Origin of the sequence: Corallococcus caeni (genome assembly GCF_036245865.1) — a bacterium.
GTDB lineage: Bacteria > Myxococcota > Myxococcia > Myxococcales > Myxococcaceae > Corallococcus > Corallococcus caeni.
On the sequence record NZ_BTTW01000001.1, the window covers coordinates 1,567,598 to 1,592,490 of the forward strand.

Consider the following 24,893-nt stretch of genomic DNA (forward strand, 5'->3'; position numbering starts at 1 on the left):
CCGGCCCGAGCCCCCTCACCGCGTCCCCCCCAGCATCAGCGCCACCTCCACCGGCAGCACGCGCATGAGCCACGGCCCCAGCAGCATCACCTCCAGCCCCGCCAGCGCCAGCCACGGGCCGAAAGGGATGTTGGTGGGACCGGGGACCCACTCCTCCTCCTCCCCCGCCTCGTCCAGCTCCGCGTCCGGGATGGGCTGGAAGAGCAGGCACCAGGGGACGAGCACCACCCGCTTCCACAGGGGCAGGCCGGGCTTCGTGAAGTCCCACGTCATCGTGGGCTCGGGCGCTTCTTCCTCCGCCGGAGCCTCCGGAGCCGGGGTGAGTGCCGCGTCGGCCTCCGGGCCCTGAGGTGGATGCGGGGGCGCCGCGCCGCCGCCCACGGCCTCCTCCGGCGGGGGTGCGGCGGCCCCAGGCTCCCCGGCGGACTGCTGGGGAGCGCCGCGCGGCCCCGCCCTGCCCGTGAGGGCGAGCAGCGCCACGCCCACGATGGAGCCCTGCAGCGACGAGAAGAAGAGGATGCCCAGCAGCGAGTGCCACCCCAGGAACGCACCCAGGAGCGCGACGAGGAACTTGTCCCCGCCGCCCAGCGCCTCGCGCTTGAACGCGCGCCAACCGATGTACTCCATCAACCGGAAGCCGAGGAACCCCACCGCCGCGCCCAGCGCCGCCTGCGCCACCGCGCCCGCGCCCCGGGGGATGGCCAGCAGCACGCCCGCCGCGATGCCCGGCAGCGTCAGCGAGAACGGGAGGATCCAGTGTTCCAGGTCGATGAAGGTGAGCGGCACCAGCAGGAACACGAGCACCAGCGCGGGCACCAGCGCGTACGTCCAGTCAAAGCGCTTGAGGCACGCGAGGAACAACAGCCCCGTGAGCAGCTCCACCATCACGTAGCGCGGAGAGATGGGCATGCCGCAGCCCCGGCACTTCCCGCGCAGGCCCAGCCACGACAGGACGGGGATGTTCTCGTACCAGGAGAGCACGTGCCCGCACTTCGGGCAGCGGGAGCCGGGCCGCACGATGCTCAGTCCTTCTGGCACCCGCGCGATGACGACATTGAGGAAGGAGCCGATGCACAGGCCGAGGATGAACAGGAAGAGGATGAAGAGGGGCTCGGCCCAGCCCGGCGCGTAGGTGAACGTCACGGAGCCCGGAATCCTACCCGCCGCTTCCGGAGCTGGCGACTGCGCGATGGAGGACGAAAACCGTCAGCGCGGGTGACAAAAATTGGCAGGCCTCGCGGCTGATCCACCCACCGCTGCGCCCGCCTGCCCTGGGAATCCCGGGGGTTGGGTGGATTGTTCGGCGTGGCACTCTTCGTGCTAAGAGTTCGCACGTCGTTCAACCCCCCTCTGCCTGCCGCGGAGTCCCCAAACATGATGAACCGTCTCTTCCGGAAGAAGGGTGGCTTCACCCTCATCGAGCTGATGATCGTGGTCGCCATCATCGGCATCCTGGCCGCCATCGCCATCCCGAACTTCATCCGCTTCCAGGCGAAGTCGAAGCAGTCCGAGGCCAAGACGAACCTCAAGGCCATCTTCACGGCGCAGAAGTCGTACTTCGGTGAGAAGGACAAGTACTCCACCGACTTCACGGTCATCGGTTTCGACCCGGAGCCCGCGAACCGCTACAGCTACGGCCTGAAGACGGGCTGCGCCGCCGCGCAGGCCGTTACCGCCCGCACCGCCTCCGCCGGCTGCATCGGCCAGGACTCGGCGAAGTTCGTCACCGCGCCGGGCACCAAGGACGCGATCGCGGCCCTGGGCGTGCAGCCTGCCGTGACGAGCTGCCCGAACTGCTCCTTCAGCGCGAACGCGGTCGGTAACGTCGACAACGACGCGGCCGGCGACGCGTGGGGCATCACCTCCAACCCGTCTGGCGCGACGCTGGCCGGCACCTGCGGCGTGGACACCACGCTCATCTCCGCCGGTGAGCCGGGCAACGCGTACAACGACGTGAGCTGCGAGTAGTCGCTCAGGCGGTTCGGCCGGATCCCTCCGCAGATCCGTCATGACGGGTCCGCACAGGTGATGGCAGAATCCATGGGGCGCCCGGGCATATCGGGCGCCCCATTTTCGTTGGGTGGAGCCATGGTGAAGGTGTACCTGCGATTCGTCCCGGGCGTGTTGTTGGTGGCGCTGCTGTCCTCGCCCCCCCGGCCCGTCTCCAGGCAGGGCGGTGGGCCCCTGCTGCCCCGGCCGGGGCTGCTCAAGACCCTCTTCCGCGCCCAGCAGGGGCTGGTCACGGACTACTTCTGGATCCTCCTGCTCAACCGCATCGGCGCGGCGTCGAAGCCTTCCGAGTACCGGCAGATCTACGACTACGCGGACCTGGTCACCGACCTGGATCCCGGCTTCTGGCAGGCCTACTTCTATTCAGGCATCACCGTGCCGGTCCACCTGGGCAAGGGCGAGTACCTGAACGCCGCGGAGTCGAGCGCCATCCTGCGCAAGGGGCTGAAGCACCTGCCGGACAACCAGCGGCTGTCGTTCCAGCTGGCGTACAACCTGATGTTCTTCGAGAAGAAGTACAAGGAAGCGGCGGACATCATCCAGGAGCTGTCGCGGCGGCCTGACGCTCCACCCTGGTACTTGGCGCTGGCCACGCGGCTGTACGCGCAGTCCGGCGACTTCGACAGCGGCCTGTCGCTCAGCATGGCCCTGCGCGACGGCGCGGAGGACAACGAGACGCGCGAGTTCTACGCGCACCGGGTGCAGGAGATCCTCCAGGAGCGGGTGCTGCGCACCGTCGACGAGGCCATCACCCGCTACCGCGAGCGCGAGGGCCACCTCCCCAGCAACCTGCCCGCGCTGGTCTCCTCGGGAGACCTGGACCGGCTTCCCGAGGATCCGCTGGGTGGCAGGTTCTTCCTGGGGGAAGATGGCCGCGCCTATTCCGACGCCGTGCGCTTCCGCATGGAGCTCATCGAGGATGAACGCACCGAGGACGGCGAGCGCCTGGTCCCCAAGCCCCGAGTCACGAACCATGACGAATCCTCTCAGCCCTGAAGCCCCGCCCATCCAGGCGCAGGGGCTGCACAAGACCTACAAGGTCGGCTTCTGGTTCAACCGCACCGTGCGGGCCCTCCAGTCCATGGACCTGCGGGTGGATGCCGGGCAGATCTACGGACTGCTCGGGCCCAACGGCGCGGGCAAGTCCACGACCATCAAGATCCTGATGAACCTGGTGCGCCCCAGCGGCGGCACCGCGCGGCTCTTCGGGCGCCCCGTGGAGGACGCCGCCACGCGCAGGCTGGTGGGCTTCGTGCCGGAGAACCCCGCCCCCTACGAATACCTCACGGGCCGTGAGTTCGTGACGCTCGCGGGGCAGCTTGCGGGCCTGTCCGGGCACGAGCTGGACGGCCGCGTCACGGAGGTGATGGGCGCGGTGGAGATGGCGGGCGCGGAGAAGCTGCAAATCCGCCGCTACTCCAAGGGCATGGTGCAGCGCGTGGCCCTGGCGCAGGCGCTGGTGGGCCGGCCGAAGCTGCTCATCCTGGACGAGCCCACGAGCGGGCTGGATCCCCTGGGGCGCCGGCAGATGCGCGACCTCATCCTGGCCGAGCGGGCCAAGGGCACCACGGTGCTCTTCTGCAGCCACATCATCCCGGACGTGGAGTCGCTCTGCGACCGGCTGGCGGTGCTGGTGGGCGGCCGGCGGGTGCGCGAGGGCAGCGTGCAGGAGCTGGTGTCCGCGCAGGCCTCATCCATGGAGGTGGTGGTGGAGGGGATGAACTCCGAGCAGGTCCGGGGCCTGGGCATTCCGCTGGAGTCGGTGCAGGCCCTGGACGGCCGCGTGATGTTGCAGGTGGCGGACGTGGACAGCCAGCGGCTGCTGGGGGGCGTGCTGGGCGCGGGCGGACGGGTGAACCGGATGCAGCCGGCGCGCTTCTCGCTGGAGCAGCTGTTCATGAACGCGCTGAAGGAGTCAGGCCGCGCGACCAGCGTGGGCGGGGAGATCAACACGTGAGCGCCTTCAGCGCGATGATGTGGAATGGCTTTCGCGAGGCGCGCCGCAACCGGGTGACGGTGGTGGTGGGCGTGTTCGCCGCGGTGGTGCTGCTGTCCTCCACGCTGGTGACGGAGGTGACGGTCGCGACGTTCGACCGCGTGCTGACGGACTTCGGCCTGGGGATGATGAGCATGATCCTCGTCTTCCTCACCATCTTCCTGTCCAGCAGCCTGCTCAGCCGGGAGATTGAACGGCGCACCATCTTCCTGGTGGTGAGCAAGCCCGTGTCGCGCCGTCAGTTCCTGCTGGCGCGGCTGGCGGGCAACATGCTGACGCTGGGCGTGCTGCTGGTGGCGATGACGCTCATCTTCCTGCTGGAGCTGCTGCTCTTCGGCGCGAACATCACCTCCACGCAGCTGCTGGCGAGCGCGGGGCTGTGGTTCGAGCTGCTCATCCTCAGCAGCGTGGGCATCCTCTTCTCCAGCTTCGCCGGGCCGGCCGTGTCCGCCATCGCGACCACGGGCATGTACTTCACCGGGCACCTGACGGGGGACCTGTACACGCTCGCCAACCGCTCGGAGAGCGGCGCGGTCCAGGCGATTGGAAAGACGCTGTACTACCTGCTGCCCAACCTGGAGCGGGTGAACTTCCGGCCCCAGGCCACGTACGCGCTGCAGGTGGACGCGTCCACGTTCTTCTCCGGCGTGGGCTACAGCCTGGCGTGGACGCTGGTGCTGATCACCCTGGCCATCACCATCTTCGAGCGGCGCGACTTCCGCTAGGGCGCCGCCTGCCGCCGCCTGGGGACGAAGCGCGTCCCCAGGCAGGCCAGCAGGAGCCCCAGCCACGCCGCCGCGCCCACGACGAGCCCCGCCGTCAGGCCGGGCGTGCGGTAGTGGAGCTCCACCACGTGACGGCCGGCGGGGACCGCCACCGCGCGGACCGCCACGTTGGCGGGCAGGATGGGCACGTCCTGCCCGTCCACCGTCGCGCGCCAGCCGGGCTGGAGGGCGTCGTTGACGACGAGGACGGCGGGGGCGCGCGCCTCCACCTCCAGGGTGAGGTGCTCCGGGGTGCCCGGGGCGACGCGCACCGGCCCCAGGGGCCCTTCCGGCGCGGCGGGCAGCGGGGCCGTGCACTCCACGATGGCGACGTCCGGCGGCGGGAGCGTGGCGGACAGCATCCGCCGCGCGGCCGCGTCCCGGTCCGCGACGCACTCGGGACGGGCCAGGTAGACGCGCGGCATGGAGTCCGCGTACTCCACCAGCGTCAGGCCCAGCACGGGCTCCGCGATGGTGCTTCGCGCGGACAGCCGGGGGGCCAGGGCCGCGTACTCCGACGTGGCGCAGGCGAGGAACCGGGTGCCCAGGCGGGGCGCGAGCCGCGTGAACCATTGCATCCGGTCCACCTTGAGCTGGCGCACGCGGGAGCTGACCCCGGGCAGGTACTCGTTCGCGCTGTCCAGGCCCCACAGCGCCACCATGTCCGGGGCCAGGGCGGACAGCAGCGTCAGGTGCAGGCTGTCGTTGTAGCTGAGGCCGGGAAGGCGCGGCGGAGCGGTCTCGCGCAGCGACGAGGCCACCCGGACGCGCTCTCCCGGGGGGACTGCCGCGCGGATGTGCTCGACGAAGGGCGGCGGCGTGCTCAGCAGCTCCGCCGGGGACAGCTGGTAGAGCGGCTCGTTGGCCCTCATGAGCGCGCCCCACTGGAGGGCCACGAGCAGCGCGCCGCGCGGGACGGGGCGCTCGCGCAGGAGGGCCAGCGCCGCGCAGGCGAACGCGAGCAGCGCCGCCGTGGCCGCGGTGGCGACGACGTTGTCGGACAACCCCTGGAGCACGGGCCCGGGGACGTCCGGCCAGCGGGGGCGCAGCCAGTGCTCGCTCCACCACTGGCGGCCTCCCTCCGCCAGCGCGAGCCCCGCGCACGGCAGCGCCACGAGCAGCCCCACCCCGACGACGGCGCGGACCGCTCCGCCTTCGCCCAGGCACCGCTTCCACCCCAGGCCGGCGGCGACCGCCAGCCCCAGGGAGACGAGCGGCACCAGCTTCTCCGGGTAGCGGAAGGGCCTCCAGAACGGGACCAGGTGATAGGCCCAGCCGTACACCGGCAACGCGTCCCCCAGGCAGAGCGCGAGCAGCAGCGCCCAGAGCGCCACGAACGCCCACGTGCGCCACCGCCGGACCGAAGCGACCCCGCCCGCGAGCGCCAGCACGCAGGCGGGCACGCCCAGGTACACCGAGTCCACCCAGGCGCGGCCGAACCCGCCGGAGGGGACCAGGTGCGTCACCACGGCATAGGGGATGCCCTGCGTGCCCTCCGCGTCCGCGAGGAAGGGCCCCAGGAAGAGCTCCCAGAGCCGCAGCGGGTGGAGCGAGAAGCGCTGCGCCTCCCCGAGCGAGCGCGCGCCCGGCTCCGAGGCCGCGGTGAGCGCTGCGGCGGGCAGCAGCTGGGGCGCGGCCAGCAGGCCTCCCGCCAGGATGAGCAGCGCGCACGCCCCCGCGCGCCGGCGCCACGGCCCCGCGTGCGGGTCCAGGGCCGCCACGCACACGACGAGGGCATTGGCCATGACGAAGGCCTGGGCGTCCCCGGCGAACGCCAGCAGGGCCAGCCCCATGCCCGCGAGCGTCAGCCGCGGCAGCCCCGGCTGACGCAGGAAGCGCAGCGCGAGCCAGAGCGCGCCGGGCAGCGTGCTCGCCGCCTGGAGGTACTTGGGGTTGCCGGTGCTGCAGACGAGGTAGCCGCAGAACGCGAACGTCACGCCGGCGAAGAGCGCGCCGGCGCGGGGGACCTCCCACGCGCGGACCAGGGCGTACGTGCCGCCCAGCGCCAGGGGGAAGCACGTGAGGAGCGTCACCTTGGCGGCGAGCCCGAGCGGCAGCACGAGGTGCAGCCACAGCATCGGGTGGAACGTCCCGGTGATGAAGATGCCGGGGAAGGACTGGCCCAGGCCGTCGTAGGGGAGCCAGTCGGGGAACTCGAACGCCAGGACGCGCGAGGCCCAGTAGTGCCGCATGGGATAGAAATCCCGCAGCGTGTCTCCGCCCATGAAGACGCCGGACGTGGAGAACGCCCGGAAGAAGAAGAGGCCCCACAGCAGCGCGGCCACCGCGACCCAGCCCCACCGCCCGACCGCTGCCCCGCGCTCCTGGTCGCTCATCGCGCTCCCTGGCCGTCTGGCCCGCCGCGCCCGACCATAGCGGACTGCCCTTCAGCGCGGTGGCGGGGATGCCGCGGCCCGGGCTTCCGCCAGGGCCTTGCGCGCGGGCTCGAGGCCCGGCTCCAGCCGGAGGGCCTCTTCCAGCGGGGCGACGGCCTCCGCCGTGCGGCCGGCCCGCAGCAGCGTGCGGCCCAGCTCCAGCAGCGAATCCACGCGCCGGGGCGCCAGCCGGAGCGCGTCACGGAAGTACGCGATGGCCTTCTCCAGGTCCCCTTCCCTTCGCGACACGAGCCCCAGGTTGTGCCACGCGACGGGGTTGTCCGGCATGAGGCGCGCCGTGCGCTCCAGCTCCCGCCTGGCGTCGCCGAACCGGCCCGTCTTCGCGTACGCCACGGCCAGGTTGTTGTGGACGCGGAACTCACGGGGGAGGCCCCGGGCGGCGACCTCCAGGTGGGGGATGGCTTCGTCCACGCGCCCGGCGTTGAGGTGCAGGTTGCCCAGGCTGGAGTGGATGAGCGGCTGCTCCACCACCGTCTCCTCCACGTAGGTCCAGAGCGTCAGGTCGTCGCGCCAGACCGGCACGTACACCAGCGTCAGCAGCGCGAAGGCCGCGAGCACGCCCCCGGACACGAGCCCCAGCATGCGGGCGCGGTCGGGCCAGCGCAGGAGCCCCGCGCGCAGCGCCAGGGCCACGCAGAGCACGAAGCCGATGGAAGGCAGGTACAGGTAGCGCTCGGCGTAGGCGTCCACGCCCCGCGCCTGGAGCGCCAGCGCTGGCGCCGCGGGCAGGCCCAGCCAGAAGAGGCCGGCCTGGGCCACCCGCTGCTCCCGGCGCCAGGCCCACACGGCCAGCGCCAGCAGTGCCGCCACGAGCAGCGCCCCCGCCGGCACGCGCGGATCCGCCCAGGACTCCACCAGCCCGCCGGGCGACAGCACCGCCAGCGGCACGGGCCACACGAGCTTGCCCCCCAGGTCCGCCGGGAACGCGAACACACTCGCGAGCCCCGCCGCCGTCGGCGGTGCGCTGTGGCCGGGGAGCGCGCCCCCCATGGCCGCGAGCCGGAGTACTCCGTACGCCGCCCCGCCCAGCCCCAGCAGGCCGAAGCGCCGCGCCTGCGCGCCCCAGCCGCCCCGCGCCTGCGCGGAGGCCGTGGCGCGCTCCAGCGCCCACAAGAGCGCGGGCAGGACGAAGGCGGTCTCCTTGAAGAGCAGCCCCACCAGCCACACGGCAGCGGCCCCCAGCGCCCGGGGCGCCGTCGCGGGGGCTGGCAGCCACAGCCGCGCCGCCACCAGCACCGCCAGCGTCATGCCCACGTCCATGGCGCCGCTCACCCACGCCACCGCCTCCGTGTGCACGGGGTGCAGGGCGAAGAGCAGCGCGCCGCCCAGCGCGGCCCACGTGCCCGCCCCCGCGCCCTCGCCGGACGTGGAGCGCGCGGGGGACAGGCACGCGCGCAAGAGCCAGAGGACCAGCACCGACACCGCGGCGTGCCCGAGCATCAGCGCCAGGTGATAGGCCCACGCCTGGAGCCCGAAGCCCTGCCGCAGCACGAAGACGAACACGTGCATCAGCGGCCGGTAGTAGTGGTGCCGCGGGTCCTGCGCGGTGGAGGACTCCAGGAAGCCGAACAGCGGCTGGCCGAAGGCCTCTTGCACCCCCGCCAGGGAGCGGGGCCACGGGTTCTCCAGCACGAGCTGGTTGTCGTCGTAGACGAAGCCGTTCGCCAGCGTGCCGGCGAACACGAGCAGCGCGGCCAGCGCCACCAGGGCGTACTGGACGGCGGGACGCGGGAGGGGGGGACGCGAGGAAGGCGGCAGCATCGGAGGTGGCCTTTGAAGCTACCACGGGCCCACGCCCCCACCCCTCGTGGTAACCGGAAGCGCCGCGCCGCACGGTCTCCTGCCCGCCAGGTGCCCGCCGGGACGATTCACCGGCTCCTGCATCCGGCACACCCGGACTATGGTGCCGGCATCACCGCGGGCCTTCCGGGCGCGCGGACCGTCCGACATGAGTGACCCGGTCCCCAGCCCCTTCCGTCTCCGTCTGCCGCTGCTGCTGCTCTGCGTGGTGGGCGTCGCCCTGCCTTGCCTGGGAGTGAAGTTCCCTCCCATCACGGACCTGCCCCAGCACCTGGGCCAGGTGCGGCTGCTGCTGGAGGCGCTCCATGATCCGAACAGCCCCTACCGCATCCAACCGCTGACGCCGTACTGGGGCGCCCACGTGGTGCTCCTCCCGCTGTGGCTGGCCCTGCCCCTCGAGTGGGTTGGCAGCGCGGCGGTGCTGGCGCTTGGCATGTTGTGGACCGCGACGGTCCACGTGCTGGCATGGCGGCGCGGACGCTCGGTGGACACCGCGGTGCTGGCCACCCTCTTCTTCTTCAGCCAGGTGCTCTACTGGGGATTCATCCCGCTGCTGGCGGGCTGGCCGGTATATGGGGCGTGGCTGCTGATCATCCAGGCCCCGCGCATCTCCCCGCGCCGGGGCCTCCTGCTCTTCGTGGGCGCGGCGTTGCTGTACTGGTTCCACGCGCTCTGGTTCGCCCTGGGCATGCTCACGCTGGTGCTGCACTGGGCGCGCACCCGCCCGGGCTGGCGGACCGTGCTCCTCCAGGGCGCGGCGGTGGTCCCCGTCGGTGTGCTGGCATTGGTGTGGTTCTCACAACTGTCGCAGCGGGGATTCACCTCGCGCACGGCGTACCTGCGCGACCTGGGCAACCGGCTGTCACCCTCGGGCTTCACCGCCGCGGCGCTGGGCGGCCTTCGCGACTCCGTGGAGGGGCCGCTCGTCCTGCTCGTCGTGCTGTGGGTGGCGCTGGGGCTGTGGCAGCACCGCGGAGCGCTGCGGCGTGAGGTGGATGGAGCGCTGCTGCCGCCGGGACTGCTGATGGTGGCCCTGGCCCTGGCGTTGCCCGACATCGCCCAGAACACCATCCTCATGGCGGAGCGGTGGATGCCCTTCGGCCTCGCGTTGGTGGTGCTCGCGCTCCCCACGCCCCGGCTGCCCGCGCGCGCTCTCCATGCCTGGTCCGCCGCGCTGCTGCTGCTGCTGTCCGGCTTCACCTCGCTGGTCTGGCGCACCTACGAGGAACAGGACCTGTCCGGGTTCGAGGCCTCGCTCGAGGCCACGCCCGAGGGCAGCCGCGTCATGGGCCTGGACTATCTGGTCTCCAGCTCGCTGGTCCGCGGACGCCCCTACCTCCAGCTCTTCGCATGGAGCCATGTGCTGCTCGGCGCACGGAACAACTTCTCCTTCGCCTGGTTCGCCCCCAACCCGGTGGTGTTCCGAAAGCGCCGGGCGCCCCCGTGGAGTTGGGGCGTGGAGTGGGACACGCGGATGCTCAAACCGGAGCGGGACTTCCGCCATTTCGACTACCTGCTGGTAGGCCTCCCGGAGGAGATGCACGCGCAGTTCGAGGCCACCATGCCCGTGCGGGCCGTGACGCAGCAGGGACGGTGGCGCCTCTACCGCACCGCCCTGCCCCCGGCGGAGCCGACCCGCCCGGCCGCGACTCCGGACACGGCTGCGACGCCCTGAGAGAAGCTCGCGAGTCCCCGCTCAGGGCGGGCCCGGGAAGGGCGGGCCCAGGGGCGCGCAGCGGAAGGCGAAGGTGCGCCCCCGGATGTCGTAGGTTCCGGTGCCTTGCGCGCAGAACACCAGGGCGTGGAGCCTCATCTGGATGATGCGCGTCACCGTGTACTCCGTCGACGGACGGAAGATGCGGGGAGTGGGCCAGGAGCGATCCGGATCGACGAGGCGGGACCAGGTCGGCACCGTCTCCAGGTACGCGGGGGCATGCGCGTCGAGGTATGCCTGGGCGTCGGCCCCCAGCATTTGAGGTGTGTTCAAGCCGAGCATGTCCACGACGAAAGCTTGCCCGAAGTAGCGCACGGCGCCCGCATCGGTGGCCCAGACCACGGCCTCGGGCGGAGCACCGGAGAGCATCCGTCCCACGGACACCTGCACGTCGTCGATGTTGCGGGCGTCGTTGGTGAGGCGCTCCAGCCGCGCGGGCAATCGCAGCGCACACACCCCGGCCGGCAGGAGCGCGAGCACCACCCACAGGCGGTGCCCCGGGAGAGGCACCCGGGCCTGGAGCCGACCGCCCGCCAACGGAACGAACGGCACGACCAGCAGCGACAGGGCCGGAAGCAGGTAGCGCTGGTGGTAGAAGGCCGCGGGGTCCAGCGGGTGGATGAGCGCGAAGGACACGCAGCAGAACGCCAGTCCCGCGCCCACCAGGGCCGCCGCCAGGCGCCATCCCTCGGAGGGCCCGGGGCGTCCCCGCCGCTCCGCCACCAGCAGCACCAGCACGCCCAGCACGGGCAGCGCCGTGAAGGACAGGCCGGGCAACAGCTCCGTGAATCCGCGCATGAGCGACGCCCAGAGGCCCGGGCCCCCACCGCCCACCTTCGCGTAGAAGGTGGCCGGCAGCGGCCGGCCCGACGCGGCGAGATACCAGAGGCCCATGCCTCCGAAGGACACCGCCGTCCCCACGGCGATGGCCCCCAGGACGCGTGCGAACTCGCGGAGCGGCTCCCTCCCCAGGAGGAACAACACAGGCAGGGTCCACGTCACCACGGGAAGCTCCGGCCGGCAGAGCGGCGCGGCGGCGGCGAGCAGGCCCAGCGCGAGCACCGAGCGCGCCTTCAGCGCGAGCACCAGCCCCCAGATGCACAGGCTGGCCAGGGGGACCTCCATCCCGCTGACGCTGGCGGCGACAAGGTCCGGGTGGAGCAGCATGAGCAGCGCGCCCCCCAGGGCCCAGCGGTCCCCGCGTCGTCCGCCCAGCGCCAGGAAGGCGGCGCCCGAAGCCATCACGTGGAGGAGGAAGCCCGTGAGCTTGGTGAGCAGCACGCGGGTCGCCACGTCCTGGCTCAGCCAATGCGATGGAACCAGCACCCAGGCCCACAGTGGAGACGTCTCACCCGTCGCGGGGATGCCCGGGTTGTACGCCAGCCCCTGCCCTGCCGCGAGGCTGCGCGCGTAGACGGCGTGGATCCACGCATCGTCCAGCGGGAAGCCGCGGGCCATCAGGTACTCCGGCGCGAGCCAGCCCCAGGCGCCCAGCAGGATCAGCCCGGCGCAGAGGAGGAGGACTCCTCCCCAGGAGGGCCCGAGCCCTGGCGAGACCGGCGTGGCGTCCGTCGTCTCAGCCGACACGCGTCCCGCCGGGCTCTTCCAGCTCGTCCGTGAGGCCGTGCTTCGCCAGCCGGTAGCGGAAGGAGCGGAAGGACAGGCCCAGGAGCTCCGCGGCGCGCGTCTTCACCCCTTGCGCCTGCTTGAGCGCGGCCAGCAGGTGCCGGCGCTCATGGTCGTCCAGGTGCCGCTCCAGGTTGAAGCCCTGGCCCAGCACCGGCTCTCCCCCGTCGCCCGCGCGGGCCTGGGGCTCCGCCTCGCCGCGCACGGAGGGCGGCAGCGTCCCGGGGCCCAGCACGTCCGAGTCCGACAGCGTGGCCGCGCGCTCCACCATGTTCTGCAGCTGGCGCACGTTGCCCGGAAAGGCGTAGCGCTCCATCAGCGCCAGCGTCTCCGGCGCGAAGCGCAGGCCCGGGCGCCCCAGCTCCTCCGCCAGCCGCGACAGGAAGTGCGTCGCCAGGGGCGGGATGTCCTCCGAGCGCTCGCGCAAGGGGGGCAGCTCCAGCGTGATGACGTTGAGCCGGTAGAAGAGGTCCTCGCGGAAGCGGCCCGCCTTCACCTCCGCCTCCAGCCGGCGGTTGGTGGCCGCGATGACGCGCGCCTGGAAGGGAATCTCCGCCGCGCTGCCCACCGGCTTCACCTTGCGCTCCTGCAGCACGCGCAACAGCTTCACCTGCGTGGAGAGGGGCATCTCCCCCACCTCGTCCAGCATCACCGTGCCCTCGCCCGCGGAGACGAGCAGGCCCGGCCGCTCGTGCGTGGCGCCCGTGAAGGCACCGCGCATGTGCCCGAAGAGCTCGCTCTCCAGCACGCCCTCGTTGAGGGCCGCGCAGTTGAAGGGCAGGAAGGGCTGCGCGGCGCGGTGGCCCCGCAGGTGGACGGCCCTGGCCACCAGCTCCTTGCCGGTGCCGCTCTCCCCCGTCACCAGCACCGTGCTGCGCCCTGGCGCCACCTTCTCCACCAGCTGCCACAGCGCGCGCATGCGGGGGCTGGTCCCCACGAGCAGCCCGCCCAGCCCGGGCAAGAGCCGCGCCTTCAGCGTGCTGTTCTCCTGGCGCAGGGCGCGCTTCTCCAGCGCCTTGTGCACCAAGAGCCGCAGCTCCTCGTTGTCGAAGGGCTTGCAGATGTAGTCGTACGCGCCCTCGCGCATGGCCTCCACCGCGGAGGACGGCGTGCCGAAGGCGGTGATGAGCACCACCTCCGGCGGCTCCTTGCGCGAGCGCGCCGTCCGAAGCACGTCCAGGCCGCTGCCCGCCGGGCCCAGCTTCATGTCGGAGATGACCAGGTCCACCTGGTCCTTCTCCAGCACCGCGCGGGCGGGCTCCACGCCGGGCACGCTCGTCACCGCGTAGCCCTCGCGCACGAGCAATATCTCCAGGTACTCGCGCATGGACAGCTCGTCGTCCACCACCAGCACGTGGCCACGCGGACCTCCCTCATGGGGGAGCGCCGTCACAGCGGCAGCCCCACGAGGAACTCGGTGCCTTCGGCCGGGTGGGACGTCACGCGGATGCTGCCGCCGTGCGCGCGGATGATGGAGTGCGCCGTGGACAGCCCCAGGCCGGTGCCGCCGCTGCGGGTGGTGAAGAACGGCTCGAACAGGTGTCCCATCATCTCCTCCGTGATGCTGCCGGCCGAGTCCCACACGCGAATCTGCGCTTCCTTCTCCGCCCGCGCCAGCGCCACCCGGACGGTCCCCTGGGGGCCCGCCGCCTGGAAGCCGTTGCGCAGCAGGTTGATGAGCACCTGGCGCAGCTGATCCGGATCCACCGGCGCCGTCAGCGCCTCCGGGGCCCGCACCTCCATCTGGACCTCGCGGGCCAGGGGGTCCGCGCGCAGCATGTCCACCGTCTCCGACAGGAGCGCGTCCAGCGCCACCGGCCGGCGCTGGGGCTCCGGCGGGCGCGCGAAGCGCAGGAAGTCCTCCACCAGCCGCGCCAGCCGGTCCGCCTCCCGCGTGAGGATGCCGGTGAGCTTGGTCACCACCGCGTCGCCGGACTGCTCCTGGGCCAGGAGCTGCGCGGAGCCGCGCATGGCCGCGAGCGGGTTGCGGATTTCATGCGCCAGCTGCGCGGACAGCGCGCCCAGGCTGGCCAGCCGGTCCGTGCGCTTCAGGTCCTCCTCCATGCGGCGCAGCTCCGTGAGGTCCTGGAAGACGATGAGCAGCGCGCCCGCCTCGCCCTCCAGCGGCGACACCGACAGCCCCAGCACCCGGTTGCCGCCGGGCGTCCGCACGCGCAGCTCCCCCCGGGTGGAGCGCGGCGCCAGCGTGGACACGCCCGGCAGCAGGTTCTCCAGGGGCAGCCCCACCACGGTGGCGTCGTCCTCCACGTGGAGGATGGCGTGGGCCGCCGAGTTGACGAAGGTGACGTGCCGCTGGGCGTCGCAGGTGACCAGCCCCGACGGCATGGAGGACAGGATGAGCTGCTGCAGCCGCCCCAGCCGGCGCAGGTCCGCCTCGCTCTGGGACAGCGCGCCGCCCGTCGCGGACAGCTGGCGCGACAGGTAGCCGGACAGCACGGCGATGAGCACCAGCGCCAGCGCGTTGCTGCCCAGCACGAAGAGCACGCGCGCCGCGGGCACCGCCACCGCGTCCACCGGCGTGGTGAGCCGGGTGATGAGCAGCAGCATCGTGAACGCGAACGTGGACACGGCCGCGGCCACCAGCGCGCCGCGCCAGTCCAGCACCACCGCCGCGCCAATCACGGCCAGGCTGTAGAGGAACGTCAGCGGCGAGTCCGCGCCGCCGCTCAGGTAGACGAGCCCGGTGGCGATGAGCACGTCGCCCACCACCGTCACCGTGGCGTCCAGCCGCCCCGCGGTGCCCCGGCGCAGCCGCAGGCCCGTCACCACCGTGAGGACGTAGGCGCCCGCGATGACCGCGAACGACAGCGAGTCCGCCCGGCTGGGCTCCTGCGCGGGCTGCGTCAGGAGCCTCGCCACCGTCACCACGAGCGACAGGCTCGCCGCGACGGTGCGGAACAACACCAGCCACACCAGGCGGGGCCCCAGGCCCGGGGCCGCGCCCGACGCGGAGCTCCCCTGACGCGCGCTACTTGATCGCGCCGGCAAGGCTGAAGATGGGCAGGTACATGGCGATGAGGAAGCCACCCACCACGCCGCCGAGGAACACCATCAGCAGCGGTTCGATCATCGACGTCAGCGCGCCAATGGCCGTGTCCACTTCGTCGTCGTAGAAGTCGGCGATCTTGTTGAGCATGGTGTCCATGGCGCCCGTCGCCTCACCGACGCCAATCATCTGTACCACCATGGACGGGAACACCTTGGTCTCCAAGAGCGGCCCCGCGATGTTCTTGCCCTCGGCGATCTTCCCGCGCACGTAGTAGATGGCCTCCTCCACCGTGCGGTTGCCGGCCGTCTTGGCCGTCACGTCCAGCGCGTCCAGGATGGGCACGCCGGAGGAGATCATCGTGCCCAGCGTGCGCGTGAAGCGCGCCACCGCGACCTTGCGGAGCACGTCGCCGAACAGGGGCAGCTTGAGGAACGTCTTGTCCCAGAACTTGCGGCCCCGGGGCTGGCGGTAGCTCCAGGTGAAGGAGAAGACGAGCACGGCGATGCCGATGACGGTGTGGAGGAAGTACTCCTGCGCGAACTTCGACATGTCCACGACGACCTGCGTGGGGCCCGGCAGCTTCGAGCCGAAGTCCGAGAACATCTTCTCGAACACGGGCGTCACCTTGAGCAGCAGGAGCGCCGTCACGCCGATGGCCACCAGGATGACGATGGTGGGGTAGGTCATGGCGCCCTTGACCTTGGCCTTGAGCTTCTCGTTCTTCTCGCGGTAGGCGGCGAGCCGGTTGAGGATGGTGTCGAGGATACCGCCCACCTCGCCCGCGGCGCACAGCTGCACGTAGAGCTCGTCGAAGACCTTCGGGTGCTCCTTCAGCGCGTCCGCGAAGGTGCTGCCCTGCTCCACCTTGCCCTTGATGGCGAACACCACCTTCTTGAAGGCGGGGTTGTCCATCTGGCTGGCGAGGATGTCCAGACACTGCACCAGCGGCAGGCCCGCGTCGATCATCGTCGCGAACTGGCGGGTGAAGATGAGGATGTCCTTGCCCGTCACGCTCCCGGGCAGGGACAGCTCCATGTCGAAGGTGCCCTTCTTGCGCACCTTCGTCGGGTTGAGGCCCAGGGACTTCAGGCGCGCGTTGACGGCCTCGATGTCCGAGGCCTCCATCTCGCCCTTCTTGTTCTCCCCGCTCTTGGTCTTCGCCTCCCAGAGGAACTGGGCCGTGTTCTTCTTGGACGCTGTCGCCTTCTGCTGGACCGCTGGTGCTGCCATACCTGGACCTCCGGGGAGGGCGCGAGTCTAACCCGCGAAATTCACGTCGGAAAACTAACGGGCACCCGCTCCCCCGGCCGGCCGCTGGGCTCCACCCGGCGCGCCGCCCGTGGCGAGGATGTTGCGCAGCTCCTCCGGGTCGGAGGAACGGCCGAAGGCCTCGTCCTGGGAGATGAGCCGGCGCGCCAGGAGGGCGGCCAGCGCCTGGTTGAACGTCTGCATGCCGTACTTCGCCTGGCCCACCTGCATGGAGGAGTAGATCTGGTGGACCTTGTCCTCGCGGATGAGGTTCCGGATGGCGGGGTTGGGCACCATGACCTCCAGGGCCAGCACGCGGCCCGGACCGCCGGCCTTGGCGACGAGCGCCTGGCTCATCACGCCCTCCAGCACGAAGGACAGCTGGGCGCGCACCTGGGGCTGCTGGTACGGCGGGAACACGTCCAGCACGCGGTTGATGGTCTGCACCGCGCTGTTGGTGTGCAGCGTCGCGTAGCAGATGTGGCCCGTCTCCGCGATGGTGAGCGCCGCCTCGATGGTCTCCAGGTCGCGGAGCTCACCCACCAGCACGATGTCCGGGTCCTGGCGGAGGATGTACTTGAGGGCCGTCTTGAAGTTGCGCGTGTCCGCACCGACCTCGCGCTGGTTGACCAGGCAGTTCTTGTGCGGGTGCAGGTACTCGATGGGGTCCTCGATGGTCATGATGTGCTCATGACGCTCGGTGTTGATCTTGTCGATCATCGAGGCCAGCGTGGTGGACTTGCCGGAGCCCGTGGGGCCCGTCACCAGGATGAGGCCGCGCGGCTTCTTCACCAGCTCCGCCACCACCGGCGGCAGGCCCAGCTCCTGGAACGTCAGGATCTTGAACGGAATGGTGCGGAACGCACCGGCGACGGCGCCGCGCTGCATGAAGATGTTCGCGCGGAAGCGTGACAGGCCCTTCACGCCGAACGACAGGTCCAGCTCGTTCTCCTCCTCGAACTTGTGCTTCTGGGCGTCCGTGAGGATGGAGTAGCAGAGCTGCTTGGTCTCCACGGGCGTGAGCGGCGCCGTCTTGAGCGGGACGAGTTCACCGTCCACGCGCAGCTGCGGCGGCGAGCCGGTGGTGATGTGGAGGTCGGAAGAGCCCTTCTCGACCATCGCCTTGAGGAGCTGGTGCAGGTTGGCCACGGATGCGTGTCCTGTCGGAGGAAGAAGTGTGGAGAGGAGGTGGGGTGACTAGAAGCGGTCCGGCGCGGTGTTGCCCACGACCTCTTCGAGCGTCGTCATTCCGTCCATGAGCTTCTTGAGCGCGCTCATGCGCAGGCTGCTCATGCCCAGGCGGATGGCCTCCTGCTTGAGCTCCGCGGCGGAGGCGCCGTTGATGACCAGCTCCTTGAGGCCGTCCCAGAAGGGCATGACCTCGTAGATGGCCACGCGGCCGCGGTAGCCGCGGTCGTTGCACTCGCGGCAGCCGACCTTCTCGTACATGGTGAAGGTGCCCATCTTGTCCGGCGGGATGCCCGCGTCGATGAGGGCCTGCTCGTCCACCTTCTCCGCGGGGCGCTTGCACGCGGGGCACAGCCGGCGCGCCAGACGCTGGGCGAGGATGAGGTTGAGCGACGCCGTCACCAGGAACGGCTCGATGCCCATGTTGAGCAGACGGCTGACCGTGCCCGGGGCGTCGTTGGTGTGCAGCGTGGAGAGCACCAGGTGGCCCGTGAGCGCCGCCTTCACGCCGATCTCCGCCGTCTCGAAGTCGCGGATCTCACCGATCATGATGATGTCGGGGTCCTGGCGGAGGAAGGAGCGCAGGCCGGCCGCGAAGTTCAGGCCGATGTCCTCGTGCATCTGCACCTGGTTGATGCCGGCGAAGTTGAACTCCACCGGGTCCTCCGCGGTGCAGATGTTGGTGCCCACGTCGTTGAGGCTGGAGAGCGCCGAGTACAGCGTCGTCGTCTTGCCGGAGCCCGTGGGGCCCGTCACCAGCACCATGCCGTAGGGCCGGTCGATGGCCTCCTTGAACCAGGCCAGGGGCGTCGCGTCGAAGCCCAGCTTGGTCATGTCGAGCTGCAGGTTGCTCTTGTCGAGCAAGCGCATCACGACCTTCTCGCCGAAGAGCGTGGGGCACACGCTCACGCGGAAGTCCATCTCCTTGCCGCCGCCGATCTTGATCTTGATGCGGCCGTCCTGCGGCAGGCGCCGTTCGGAGATGTCCAGCGACGCCATGATCTTGAGACGGCTGGTGATGGCGTTGCGCAGCTTCATGGGCGGGCGCATCACCTCGTACATCACGCCGTCGATGCGGAAGCGGACCCGGAAGTCCTTCTCGTACGGCTCGATGTGGATGTCGGACGCGCGCTTCTTGATGGCGTCCATGAGGATGAGGTTCACCAGCTTGACCACCGGCGCGTCGTCCGCGGCCTTGGCCATCTCATCCAGGTTCTCCTGCTCCTCCTTGGCGACCTCGATGTCGTCGCCCACGTCGCCGACGATGTCCTCCAGCGAGGGGCCCTTCTCCGCGTAGTAGCGCTCGATGGACTCGCGGATGGAGATTTCCGACGCGACGACGGCTTCGATGTTGTAGCCGGTGAGGAACTTCAGGTCGTCCACCGCGAAGATGTTGGACGGGTCGCACATGGCCACGATGAGCGACGGGCCCGCGCGGTTGACCGGGATCACCAGGTGCTTCTCGGCCACTTCCTTGGGCACGAGCTTGATGATGTCCGGATCAATGTCGAAGTCCTTCAGGTTGATGGCCGGCACGCCGTACTGCTTCGACAGGAAGTCGGTGAGCTTCGACTCCTCGATGGCGCCCGTCTTGATGAGCGCCGTGCCGATGCGCGCGCCACTCTTCTGCTGCTCCTCCTGCGCCTTGCGGAGTTGCTGGACGGAGATGAGGTTCTCGCGCACCAGCAATTCACCGAGTCGACCGGACATTTCTGGGATGCCTCTTTGAGCGTGAGGAGGGAACAGCCAGAGCCCCGGCTGTCAGCGGGACCCGCGGGGGGAAGGAAGCCGTGCGACAGGGGCTTGAAGCCCTGGCACGGATCCTCCCGGATTAGAGGAAACCGATGCGCGGCCTGTCAAGGCGCCCCGGCGTGCTCCCTTGCTGTCCGGCGCCCCCTTTGCAGGGGCGGCCGTCAAGGCGGCGCCGGAGCCTTGGGGTCCTACCCGTCGCCGCGGGCCACCACGGTGCGGGCGGCCTCCACGTCGCGTTTGATTTGACCCACCAGCTCCGCGGCGGAGCCGAAGCGCTGCTCGGGCCGCAGCCGCTCCAGGAACTGCACCCGCAGCTCCTTGCCGTAGAGGTCGCCGGAGAAGTCCAGCAGGTGCGCCTCGATGGTGACCTCCGTGCCACCAAACGTAGGCTTCACGCCGATGTTGGCCGCGCCGGGGCGCCACGGGCCGCCCTCCTCCGCCAGCAGGCGCACGCGGATGGCGTACACGCCGGGCGCGGGCCGCAGCTCGTTCTGCGTGTCCACGTTGGCGGTGGGGAAGCCGATGGTGCGCCCCCGGCCCGCGCCGGACACCACGGTGCCGTCCAGGTCGAACGGGCGGCCGAGCAGGCGCCTGGCCGCGCCCACCCTGCCCTCCAGGATGTACTCGCGGATCCGCGACGAGGACGCGACGACGCCGTCCACGTGCACCGGCTGCACGACGTGCACCTGCGCGCCCCGCCTGCTCGCGGCCTCGCGCAGCGTGGTGACGGTGCCGGCGCGCTGGGCGCCGTAGGTGAAGTCGCTGCCCACGACGACGTGGCCCACGCCCAGGCTGTCGAAGAGGGCGGCCTCGAAGTCCTGGGGCGTGTTGCGCGCGTAGTCGCGGCTGAAGGGCTGAACCACCGCGTGGGTGAGGCCGCACGCGGCGAGCAACTCCAGCTTGCGCGGCAGCAGGGTGATGAGCTTGGGCGCCAGGTCCGGCTGGAGCACCTTGCCCGGGTGGGGCTGGAAGGTGAGCGCGTTCGCGGGGGCGTGGCGCAGCGCCTCGGCGAAGAGGGCCTGGTGGCCCACGTGCACGCCGTCGAAGTTGCCCAACGCGAGGGCCTGCCCCTGAAGCTGGCGGCCCGCCTCGGACACGGACTGGAAGACCTTCATGGCCCTTCCCTATACCACCCCGCGCGCTTTTGCCCTGGCCAACCCACGCGGCTCCATGGTTAGAGGCCCCCCGTCCCCGCCATGCGCCCTGCCCTGCTCCCTGATCCGGTCGGCCTCAAGTTCGTCCCCCTGGAAGCGCCCCCGGACTGGGACGCGGAGTTCGGGTTCACGGGGCCCCTGGAGCTGGAGATCGGCTCCGGCGCGGGAGGCCATGCGCTGGAGTACTGCCGCAGGAACCCCGCCGTGCGCTTCGTGGCCTTCGAGTGGCGCAAGAAGTACGCGCGCGACACGCAGATGCGCGGGGAGAAGCTGGGCCTGAAGAACCTGCGCGTCATCGAATCCGACGCGCGCTTCGTGGTGCCGCGCATCTTCGCCCCCGGGTCGCTGGACGTCATCCACCTCCAGTTCCCGGATCCGTGGTGGAAGCGCTCGCACGCCAAGCGGGCGGTCGTGCAGCCGGACTTCGCGAAGCTGATGCTGGGGCTGCTCAAGCCCGGCGGCCGCTTCGACATGCGCACCGACGTGCAGGACCGCGCGGTGGCCATGCTCGAAATCCTGGAGGGCGCGGGCTTCCACAACCCGCTGGGCGCGGGCGTGTTCCACCCGTACGACCCGGAGGAGGTGCCCTCCACCCGCGAGCGGCGCTACCTGGCGTCCGGAGAACCCGTCTACCGCGCACGTCTGGTGAAAGCCGCGCCGTAGTCCGTCCGGAGCCTGTCAGGCCCTGGACGCAAGGAGGGCACCGGCACCTCCGGGAGGCCGCGGAGGCCCTTGGCAGCGCCCTTCACCCGGGGGAGAATCCACCCACGGGGTTCCCGCCCCGGGGGACACTCGCGACGTTGGCCACGACCGCAGCCTGTTGGGGGGTGGGCGCTTCATGCCGGAAGCCGAAAGGAAGCGGATGGCCGAGGGCGCACGCCGGAGCGGACCCGCGAACGACCTCTCCGGGCGCACCGTGCTCATCGTGGACGATGATCCGGCGCAGGTGAAGCACGTGCGCGAGGGCCTGGCCCCGCACGGCTACGTGTTCAAGGAAGCACTGGACGGAGCCCAGGCGCTGTCCGCCATCCGCGCCGGCAGGCCCGACCTCATCGTGATGGACGTGGAGATGCCGGGCCTGGGCGGCGTGGAGGTGTGCCGCATCGTCAAGGCGAACGCGGGCGAGGGCGGCTTCGGCTTCATCCCGGTCATCCTGATGACGGCCCGGCAGGCGGCGGGCAAGGTGGAGGGGCTGGAGCTGGGCGCGGACGACTACCTGGTGAAGCCCTTCGACATGCTGGAGCTGGGCGCGCGCGTGAAGTCCATGCTGCGGCTCAAGGCGCTGCAGGACGCACTGCTGGAGAAGAACCGCGAGCTGGAGTGGGCCAACCGGGAGCTGGACCGCCGCCGCCAGGAGCTGCTCGCCCTGAGCCGCACGGACGCGCTCACGGGGCTGTTCAACCGGCGCTACTTCGAGGAGCGGCTGAGCGAGGAGTTCATGCGCTCGCGCCGCTACCGCTCCCCCCTGTCGCTGGTGATGCTGGACATCGACCACTTCAAGCGCATCAACGACACGTTCGGCCACCCCTTCGGGGACGAGGTGCTGCGCGCGGTGGCGCAGACGGCCCGCGCGACGCTGCGGGAGGTGGACCTCCTGGCCCGCTACGGCGGCGAGGAGTTCATCGCCCTCTTGCCGGAGGCCGCCCCCCAGGACGCGCTCCGGGCGTGCGAGCGGGTGCGCGAGGCCATCGAGCGGCTGGAGCTGACGTGGAAGGCCGCGGACGGAGTGTCGCAGGAGGTGAAGCTGACCGCGTCGCTGGGCGTGGCGACGGTGCCGGCGGACGACCTGCCCGGCACGGAGGCGCTGCTGCGCGCGGCGGACGCGAGCCTCTATTCAGCCAAGGGGACGGGGCGCAATCGCGTCCACCAGCATGCGGCGTGACTCACCTCGCGCTTCCCCACGGCGACGGTTTGACCTAAACCGGAGGCTCCATGCGCCCGCTCGCGACGACGACCTGGCTGCTGTTCGCCCTCCTCGCCCTGGGCGGCTGCAGCCGGCTCCAGCCGGACTCCCCCGTGGGGGCCTACCAGACGTTCCACCGGCACGTGCAGCGCGGTGAGCTGCCCAAGGCCTACGCGGGGTTGTCGCAACCGACCCAGCAGGTCCTGAAGACGCGGGCCGAGCAGGTGAGCAGCGCCTCGGGCGGCATGGTGAAGCCGGAGCCGCTGGCGCTGTTCTTCGCGAATGTTCCCGTTCCGCCCGATGTTCAGGAGGTTTCGCTGCTCCGGCAGGAGGGCGACATGGCGACCTTGGTCGTGCGCTCGGCGGGAAGGTCGGGCGAGGTCCGGATGGTGAGGGAGCCGTCCGGGTGGAAGGTGGACTTTTCAGCATCCCCCCAGCCGTGAGCCCGGGCATGCCCGGACCCCGCGCATCAGGTAACGTACAACCGTGAACGACAGGAAGACACGGCGGGTGCTGCCCGCAGTCGAAGTCATCCGGCGACCGGGCTCGACGCCCGGCAGCCCGGTGACTCCGTCCTCGGCCGCCCCCACCCCCTCGCCGAGGCCCACGCCCCGGCCCACGCCGGTGGCGCCCTCCGCCCCGGTGGCCCCCACCCACGCCGAAGGCGCACCGCGCCCGACGCCGGCCCCCCGCCCCACTCCGGGCGTGGCGCCCACGCCGAAGCCGAGCGGCCTCTCCCCCATGCCTCCCCGGCCGGCCACCCCCGTGGCCCCCGCGGGCCTGGCCTCGCCCACGCCCCGGCCCACGCCGGGCGCGGTAGGCGCTCCGGGTCCGGTGTCGACGGCCCCCTCGGCGCCTCCCCGGCCGTCGGGTCCTCCAGCGCCGGGCTTCACGCCGGGCGCGGCGTCGCGTCCGCCTCCCCGGGGTCCCGGGATGGGCGGGCCTCCGCGCGCGGGCGGGCCTCCGGGCCGCTTCGGGCCGCGCCCCAGCACGCCGCGTCCGCCGCCCACGCCGGAGCAGATCCTGGCGCTGGCCACGCGCGAACACGTGCCGGCGCGCATCGCCAAGGGTGAGCTGGAAGGCAAGATGAAGGCGCGCATCTGGCGCAAGCTGCACGCCGAGGAGGCGAAGCGCTTCGACCAGGTCTACGAGCTCATGGGCCAGACGCCGGGCCTGTCGCTGGGAGACGCGTTCGGCATCCTCCAGAGCGGCCTGACGGTGCAGGAGTTCATGGCCCGCAAGGAGCGCAGCCAGCGCAAGGCGGCCATCAAGCAGGCGCGCGGACAGGTGGACAACGCGCTCGTCGCGGACTTCCTGGGCGCCTTCATCGAGCAGAAGACCGAGCTGTCCGTGGTGCTGGCGGAGCGGTCGCTGCTGGACACGCTGCTGGCGGAAGAGGCCATCGCCTTCACCTTCGAGCGCACGGGCCGGCTGGAGAAGCTCCAGGTGGTGCTCATCGCGCGCAGGGGTGACTGGGAGCGGCTGATGCCGAACCTGGAGCGCGACGCGAAGCTCACGCAGAAGCCGGCGCAGGTGGCCCGGCAGCCGGACAAGCGGCCCTACTCGGACCCCCGGCCGTTCCTGCCGCACATCGGGCAGACGGTGAAGCTGGTGCTGCGCAACGGCATCACCGTGGAGGCGCCGCTCCTGCGCGTGGGCCGCTTCGACGTGCTCCTGGGTGAGCCGGGACACGAGCTGTTCGTCCCGCTGCACGCGCTGCTGCGCTTCGAGGCGCCCCCGGCCCCGGCCGACGACGACTCCGACGACGACTCGGAAGCTTCGAAGCCCGACGCCGCGAGCTGAAAACCGCGCGCGGTGCTGTTACCTCCGGGCGGCCCCTGCCTTCACGGGCGGGCCGCCCGTGTTCTTCCCCTCCTCCTCCAGGAGCCCCATCCATGCGCCCCTTCTTCTCCCGCATCATCAAGCCCTGGCTCGCGCTCACCGCGGCGGCGGTCCTCGCGGGCGCGTCGCAGCAGGCATGCTCCAAGGAGTCCTCCGCGAAGGAGCCGGGCGCGCCTGGTGCACAGGAGGTGGGGCGGCGGGAGAACGGCGTGCACGTGGTGGACCTGGCCGTCACGGAGAAGGGCTTCGAGCCCTCGCCGGTGCAGCTCAAGAAGGGCGAGCCGGTGAAGCTGGTGGTGACGCGCAAGACGGACCTGACGTGCGCCACCGAGCTGGTGATGGACGAGTACAAAATCGACACGAAGCTGCCCCTGAACACGCCCGTGGACATCACCTTCACGCCCAACCAGTCCGGGACGCTCAAGTACGGCTGCGCGATGGGGAAGATGATTGCCGGCACCTTCGTCGTGGACTGAAGCCCACGCGGGGG

The 24,893-nt window shown here is 71.2% G+C and carries 20 protein-coding genes; 10 read left to right on the forward strand and 10 right to left on the reverse strand.

The features are described from left to right. Nucleotides 1-15: 15 nt before the first annotated feature. On the reverse strand, nt 16-1,143 hold the full coding sequence (locus AABA78_RS06285; RefSeq protein WP_338262061.1) for a prepilin peptidase: 1,128 nt from the start codon (nt 1,141-1,143) through the stop codon (nt 16-18). A gap of 231 nt (nt 1,144-1,374) precedes the next feature. Between AABA78_RS06285 and AABA78_RS06290 the strand changes: the two genes are divergently transcribed. The 4 genes from AABA78_RS06290 (at nt 1,375) to AABA78_RS06305 (ending at nt 4,731) form a co-directional block, all read left to right on the forward strand. Further along, nucleotides 1,375-1,968 carry a type IV pilin protein gene (locus AABA78_RS06290; RefSeq protein WP_338262062.1) on the forward strand — a complete coding sequence of 198 codons (594 nt, stop codon included), beginning with the start codon at nt 1,375-1,377 and terminating at the stop codon, nt 1,966-1,968. 120 nt (nt 1,969-2,088) lie between these two features. Next, nucleotides 2,089-3,006 carry a tetratricopeptide repeat protein gene (locus tag AABA78_RS06295; protein ID WP_338262063.1) on the forward strand — a complete coding sequence of 306 codons (918 nt, stop codon included), beginning with the start codon at nt 2,089-2,091 and terminating at the stop codon, nt 3,004-3,006. Then, on the forward strand, nt 2,984-3,967 hold the full coding sequence (locus tag AABA78_RS06300; RefSeq protein WP_338262064.1) for an ABC transporter ATP-binding protein: 984 nt from the start codon (nt 2,984-2,986) through the stop codon (nt 3,965-3,967). The genes AABA78_RS06295 and AABA78_RS06300 overlap by 23 nt, the downstream gene beginning before the upstream one ends. Continuing rightward, entirely contained in the window at nt 3,964-4,731 is a 768-nt protein-coding gene (locus AABA78_RS06305) for an ABC transporter permease (protein ID WP_338262065.1), read from the forward strand. Before AABA78_RS06300 ends, AABA78_RS06305 begins: the two co-directional genes overlap by 4 nt. Here AABA78_RS06305 and AABA78_RS06310 read toward each other — a convergent pair. Then, nucleotides 4,728-7,106 carry a YfhO family protein gene (locus tag AABA78_RS06310; RefSeq protein ID WP_338262066.1) on the reverse strand — a complete coding sequence of 793 codons (2,379 nt, stop codon included), beginning with the start codon at nt 7,104-7,106 and terminating at the stop codon, nt 4,728-4,730. The two genes, AABA78_RS06305 and AABA78_RS06310, sit on opposite strands and share 4 nt — an antisense overlap. Before the next feature lie 51 nt (nt 7,107-7,157). After that, on the reverse strand, nt 7,158-8,927 hold the full coding sequence (locus tag AABA78_RS06315) for a tetratricopeptide repeat protein (RefSeq protein WP_338262067.1): 1,770 nt from the start codon (nt 8,925-8,927) through the stop codon (nt 7,158-7,160). A 187-nt stretch (nt 8,928-9,114) separates the two neighbouring features. Here AABA78_RS06315 and AABA78_RS06320 point away from each other — a divergent pair, with 187 nt between their 5' ends. After that, nucleotides 9,115-10,641 (forward strand): hypothetical protein, encoded by a 1,527-nt coding sequence (locus AABA78_RS06320; RefSeq protein WP_338262068.1) that lies wholly within the window; start codon nt 9,115-9,117, stop codon nt 10,639-10,641. A 21-nt stretch (nt 10,642-10,662) separates the two neighbouring features. Here the strand turns inward: AABA78_RS06320 and AABA78_RS06325 are convergent, their stop codons facing one another. From AABA78_RS06325 to AABA78_RS06355, 7 genes are all read right to left on the reverse strand, one after another. Continuing rightward, a complete protein-coding gene (locus AABA78_RS06325) occupies nt 10,663-12,267 on the reverse strand; it encodes a DUF8728 domain-containing protein (protein WP_338262069.1) in 1,605 nt (534 codons plus the stop codon). Continuing rightward, a complete protein-coding gene (locus AABA78_RS06330) occupies nt 12,257-13,699 on the reverse strand; it encodes a sigma-54-dependent transcriptional regulator (protein WP_338262070.1) in 1,443 nt (480 codons plus the stop codon). Before AABA78_RS06330 ends, AABA78_RS06325 begins: the two co-directional genes overlap by 11 nt. Continuing rightward, the gene (locus AABA78_RS06335) at nt 13,696-15,234 is read right to left on the reverse strand and encodes a two-component system sensor histidine kinase NtrB (RefSeq protein ID WP_338262380.1); all 1,539 of its coding nucleotides are present in this window, start codon (nt 15,232-15,234) and stop codon (nt 13,696-13,698) included. Before AABA78_RS06335 ends, AABA78_RS06330 begins: the two co-directional genes overlap by 4 nt. A gap of 61 nt (nt 15,235-15,295) precedes the next feature. Then, a complete protein-coding gene (pilC, locus tag AABA78_RS06340; RefSeq protein ID WP_338262071.1) occupies nt 15,296-16,546 on the reverse strand; it encodes a type IV pilus assembly protein PilC in 1,251 nt (416 codons plus the stop codon). 54 nt (nt 16,547-16,600) lie between these two features. After that, nucleotides 16,601-17,713, reverse strand: a complete 1,113-nt coding sequence (locus AABA78_RS06345; RefSeq protein ID WP_338262072.1) for a type IV pilus twitching motility protein PilT — start codon at nt 17,711-17,713, stop codon at nt 16,601-16,603. 48 nt (nt 17,714-17,761) lie between these two features. Further along, nucleotides 17,762-19,462: a type IV-A pilus assembly ATPase PilB gene (gene pilB, locus AABA78_RS06350; RefSeq protein WP_171419457.1), complete on the reverse strand. Its 1,701-nt coding sequence runs from the start codon at nt 19,460-19,462 to the stop codon at nt 17,762-17,764. Nucleotides 19,463-19,692: 230 nt separating this feature from the next. Beyond that, complete coding sequence (locus AABA78_RS06355) at nt 19,693-20,619, reverse strand: bifunctional riboflavin kinase/FAD synthetase (protein WP_338262073.1); 927 nt, start codon at nt 20,617-20,619, stop codon at nt 19,693-19,695. An 81-nt stretch (nt 20,620-20,700) separates the two neighbouring features. Here AABA78_RS06355 and trmB point away from each other — a divergent pair, with 81 nt between their 5' ends. The 5 genes from trmB (at nt 20,701) to AABA78_RS06380 (ending at nt 24,879) form a co-directional block, all read left to right on the forward strand. After that, entirely contained in the window at nt 20,701-21,321 is a 621-nt protein-coding gene (trmB, locus tag AABA78_RS06360; RefSeq protein WP_338262075.1) for a tRNA (guanine(46)-N(7))-methyltransferase TrmB, read from the forward strand. 175 nt (nt 21,322-21,496) lie between these two features. Further along, complete coding sequence (locus tag AABA78_RS06365; RefSeq protein WP_338262076.1) at nt 21,497-22,540, forward strand: diguanylate cyclase; 1,044 nt, start codon at nt 21,497-21,499, stop codon at nt 22,538-22,540. Between the two features lie 50 nt (nt 22,541-22,590). After that, complete coding sequence (locus AABA78_RS06370) at nt 22,591-23,004, forward strand: hypothetical protein (protein ID WP_171419449.1); 414 nt, start codon at nt 22,591-22,593, stop codon at nt 23,002-23,004. Between the two features lie 67 nt (nt 23,005-23,071). Then, the gene (locus AABA78_RS06375; RefSeq protein ID WP_338262077.1) at nt 23,072-24,364 is read left to right on the forward strand and encodes a hypothetical protein; all 1,293 of its coding nucleotides are present in this window, start codon (nt 23,072-23,074) and stop codon (nt 24,362-24,364) included. A gap of 92 nt (nt 24,365-24,456) precedes the next feature. After that, on the forward strand, nt 24,457-24,879 hold the full coding sequence (locus tag AABA78_RS06380; protein WP_338262078.1) for a cupredoxin domain-containing protein: 423 nt from the start codon (nt 24,457-24,459) through the stop codon (nt 24,877-24,879). The last annotated feature ends 14 nt before the right edge of the window (nt 24,880-24,893 follow it).

Bases quoted from the DNA above. Each gene is read 5' to 3' on its own strand.
- AABA78_RS06290 (WP_338262062.1), top strand. From the start codon at position 1,375: ATGATGAACCGTCTCTTCCGGAAGAAGGGTGGCTTCACCCTCATCGAG.
- AABA78_RS06295 (WP_338262063.1), top strand. From the start codon at position 2,089: ATGGTGAAGGTGTACCTGCGATTCGTCCCGGGCGTGTTGTTGGTGGCG.
- AABA78_RS06300 (WP_338262064.1), top strand. From the start codon at position 2,984: ATGACGAATCCTCTCAGCCCTGAAGCCCCGCCCATCCAGGCGCAGGGG.
- AABA78_RS06310 (WP_338262066.1), bottom strand. From the start codon at position 7,106: ATGAGCGACCAGGAGCGCGGGGCAGCGGTCGGGCGGTGGGGCTGGGTC.
- AABA78_RS06315 (WP_338262067.1), bottom strand. From the start codon at position 8,927: ATGCTGCCGCCTTCCTCGCGTCCCCCCCTCCCGCGTCCCGCCGTCCAG.
- AABA78_RS06320 (WP_338262068.1), top strand. From the start codon at position 9,115: ATGAGTGACCCGGTCCCCAGCCCCTTCCGTCTCCGTCTGCCGCTGCTG.
- pilC (WP_338262071.1), bottom strand. From the start codon at position 16,546: ATGGCAGCACCAGCGGTCCAGCAGAAGGCGACAGCGTCCAAGAAGAAC.
- pilB (WP_171419457.1), bottom strand. From the start codon at position 19,462: ATGTCCGGTCGACTCGGTGAATTGCTGGTGCGCGAGAACCTCATCTCC.
- AABA78_RS06355 (WP_338262073.1), bottom strand. From the start codon at position 20,619: ATGAAGGTCTTCCAGTCCGTGTCCGAGGCGGGCCGCCAGCTTCAGGGG.
- trmB (WP_338262075.1), top strand. From the start codon at position 20,701: ATGCGCCCTGCCCTGCTCCCTGATCCGGTCGGCCTCAAGTTCGTCCCC.
- AABA78_RS06365 (WP_338262076.1), top strand. From the start codon at position 21,497: ATGCCGGAAGCCGAAAGGAAGCGGATGGCCGAGGGCGCACGCCGGAGC.
- AABA78_RS06370 (WP_171419449.1), top strand. From the start codon at position 22,591: ATGCGCCCGCTCGCGACGACGACCTGGCTGCTGTTCGCCCTCCTCGCC.
- AABA78_RS06380 (WP_338262078.1), top strand. From the start codon at position 24,457: ATGCGCCCCTTCTTCTCCCGCATCATCAAGCCCTGGCTCGCGCTCACC.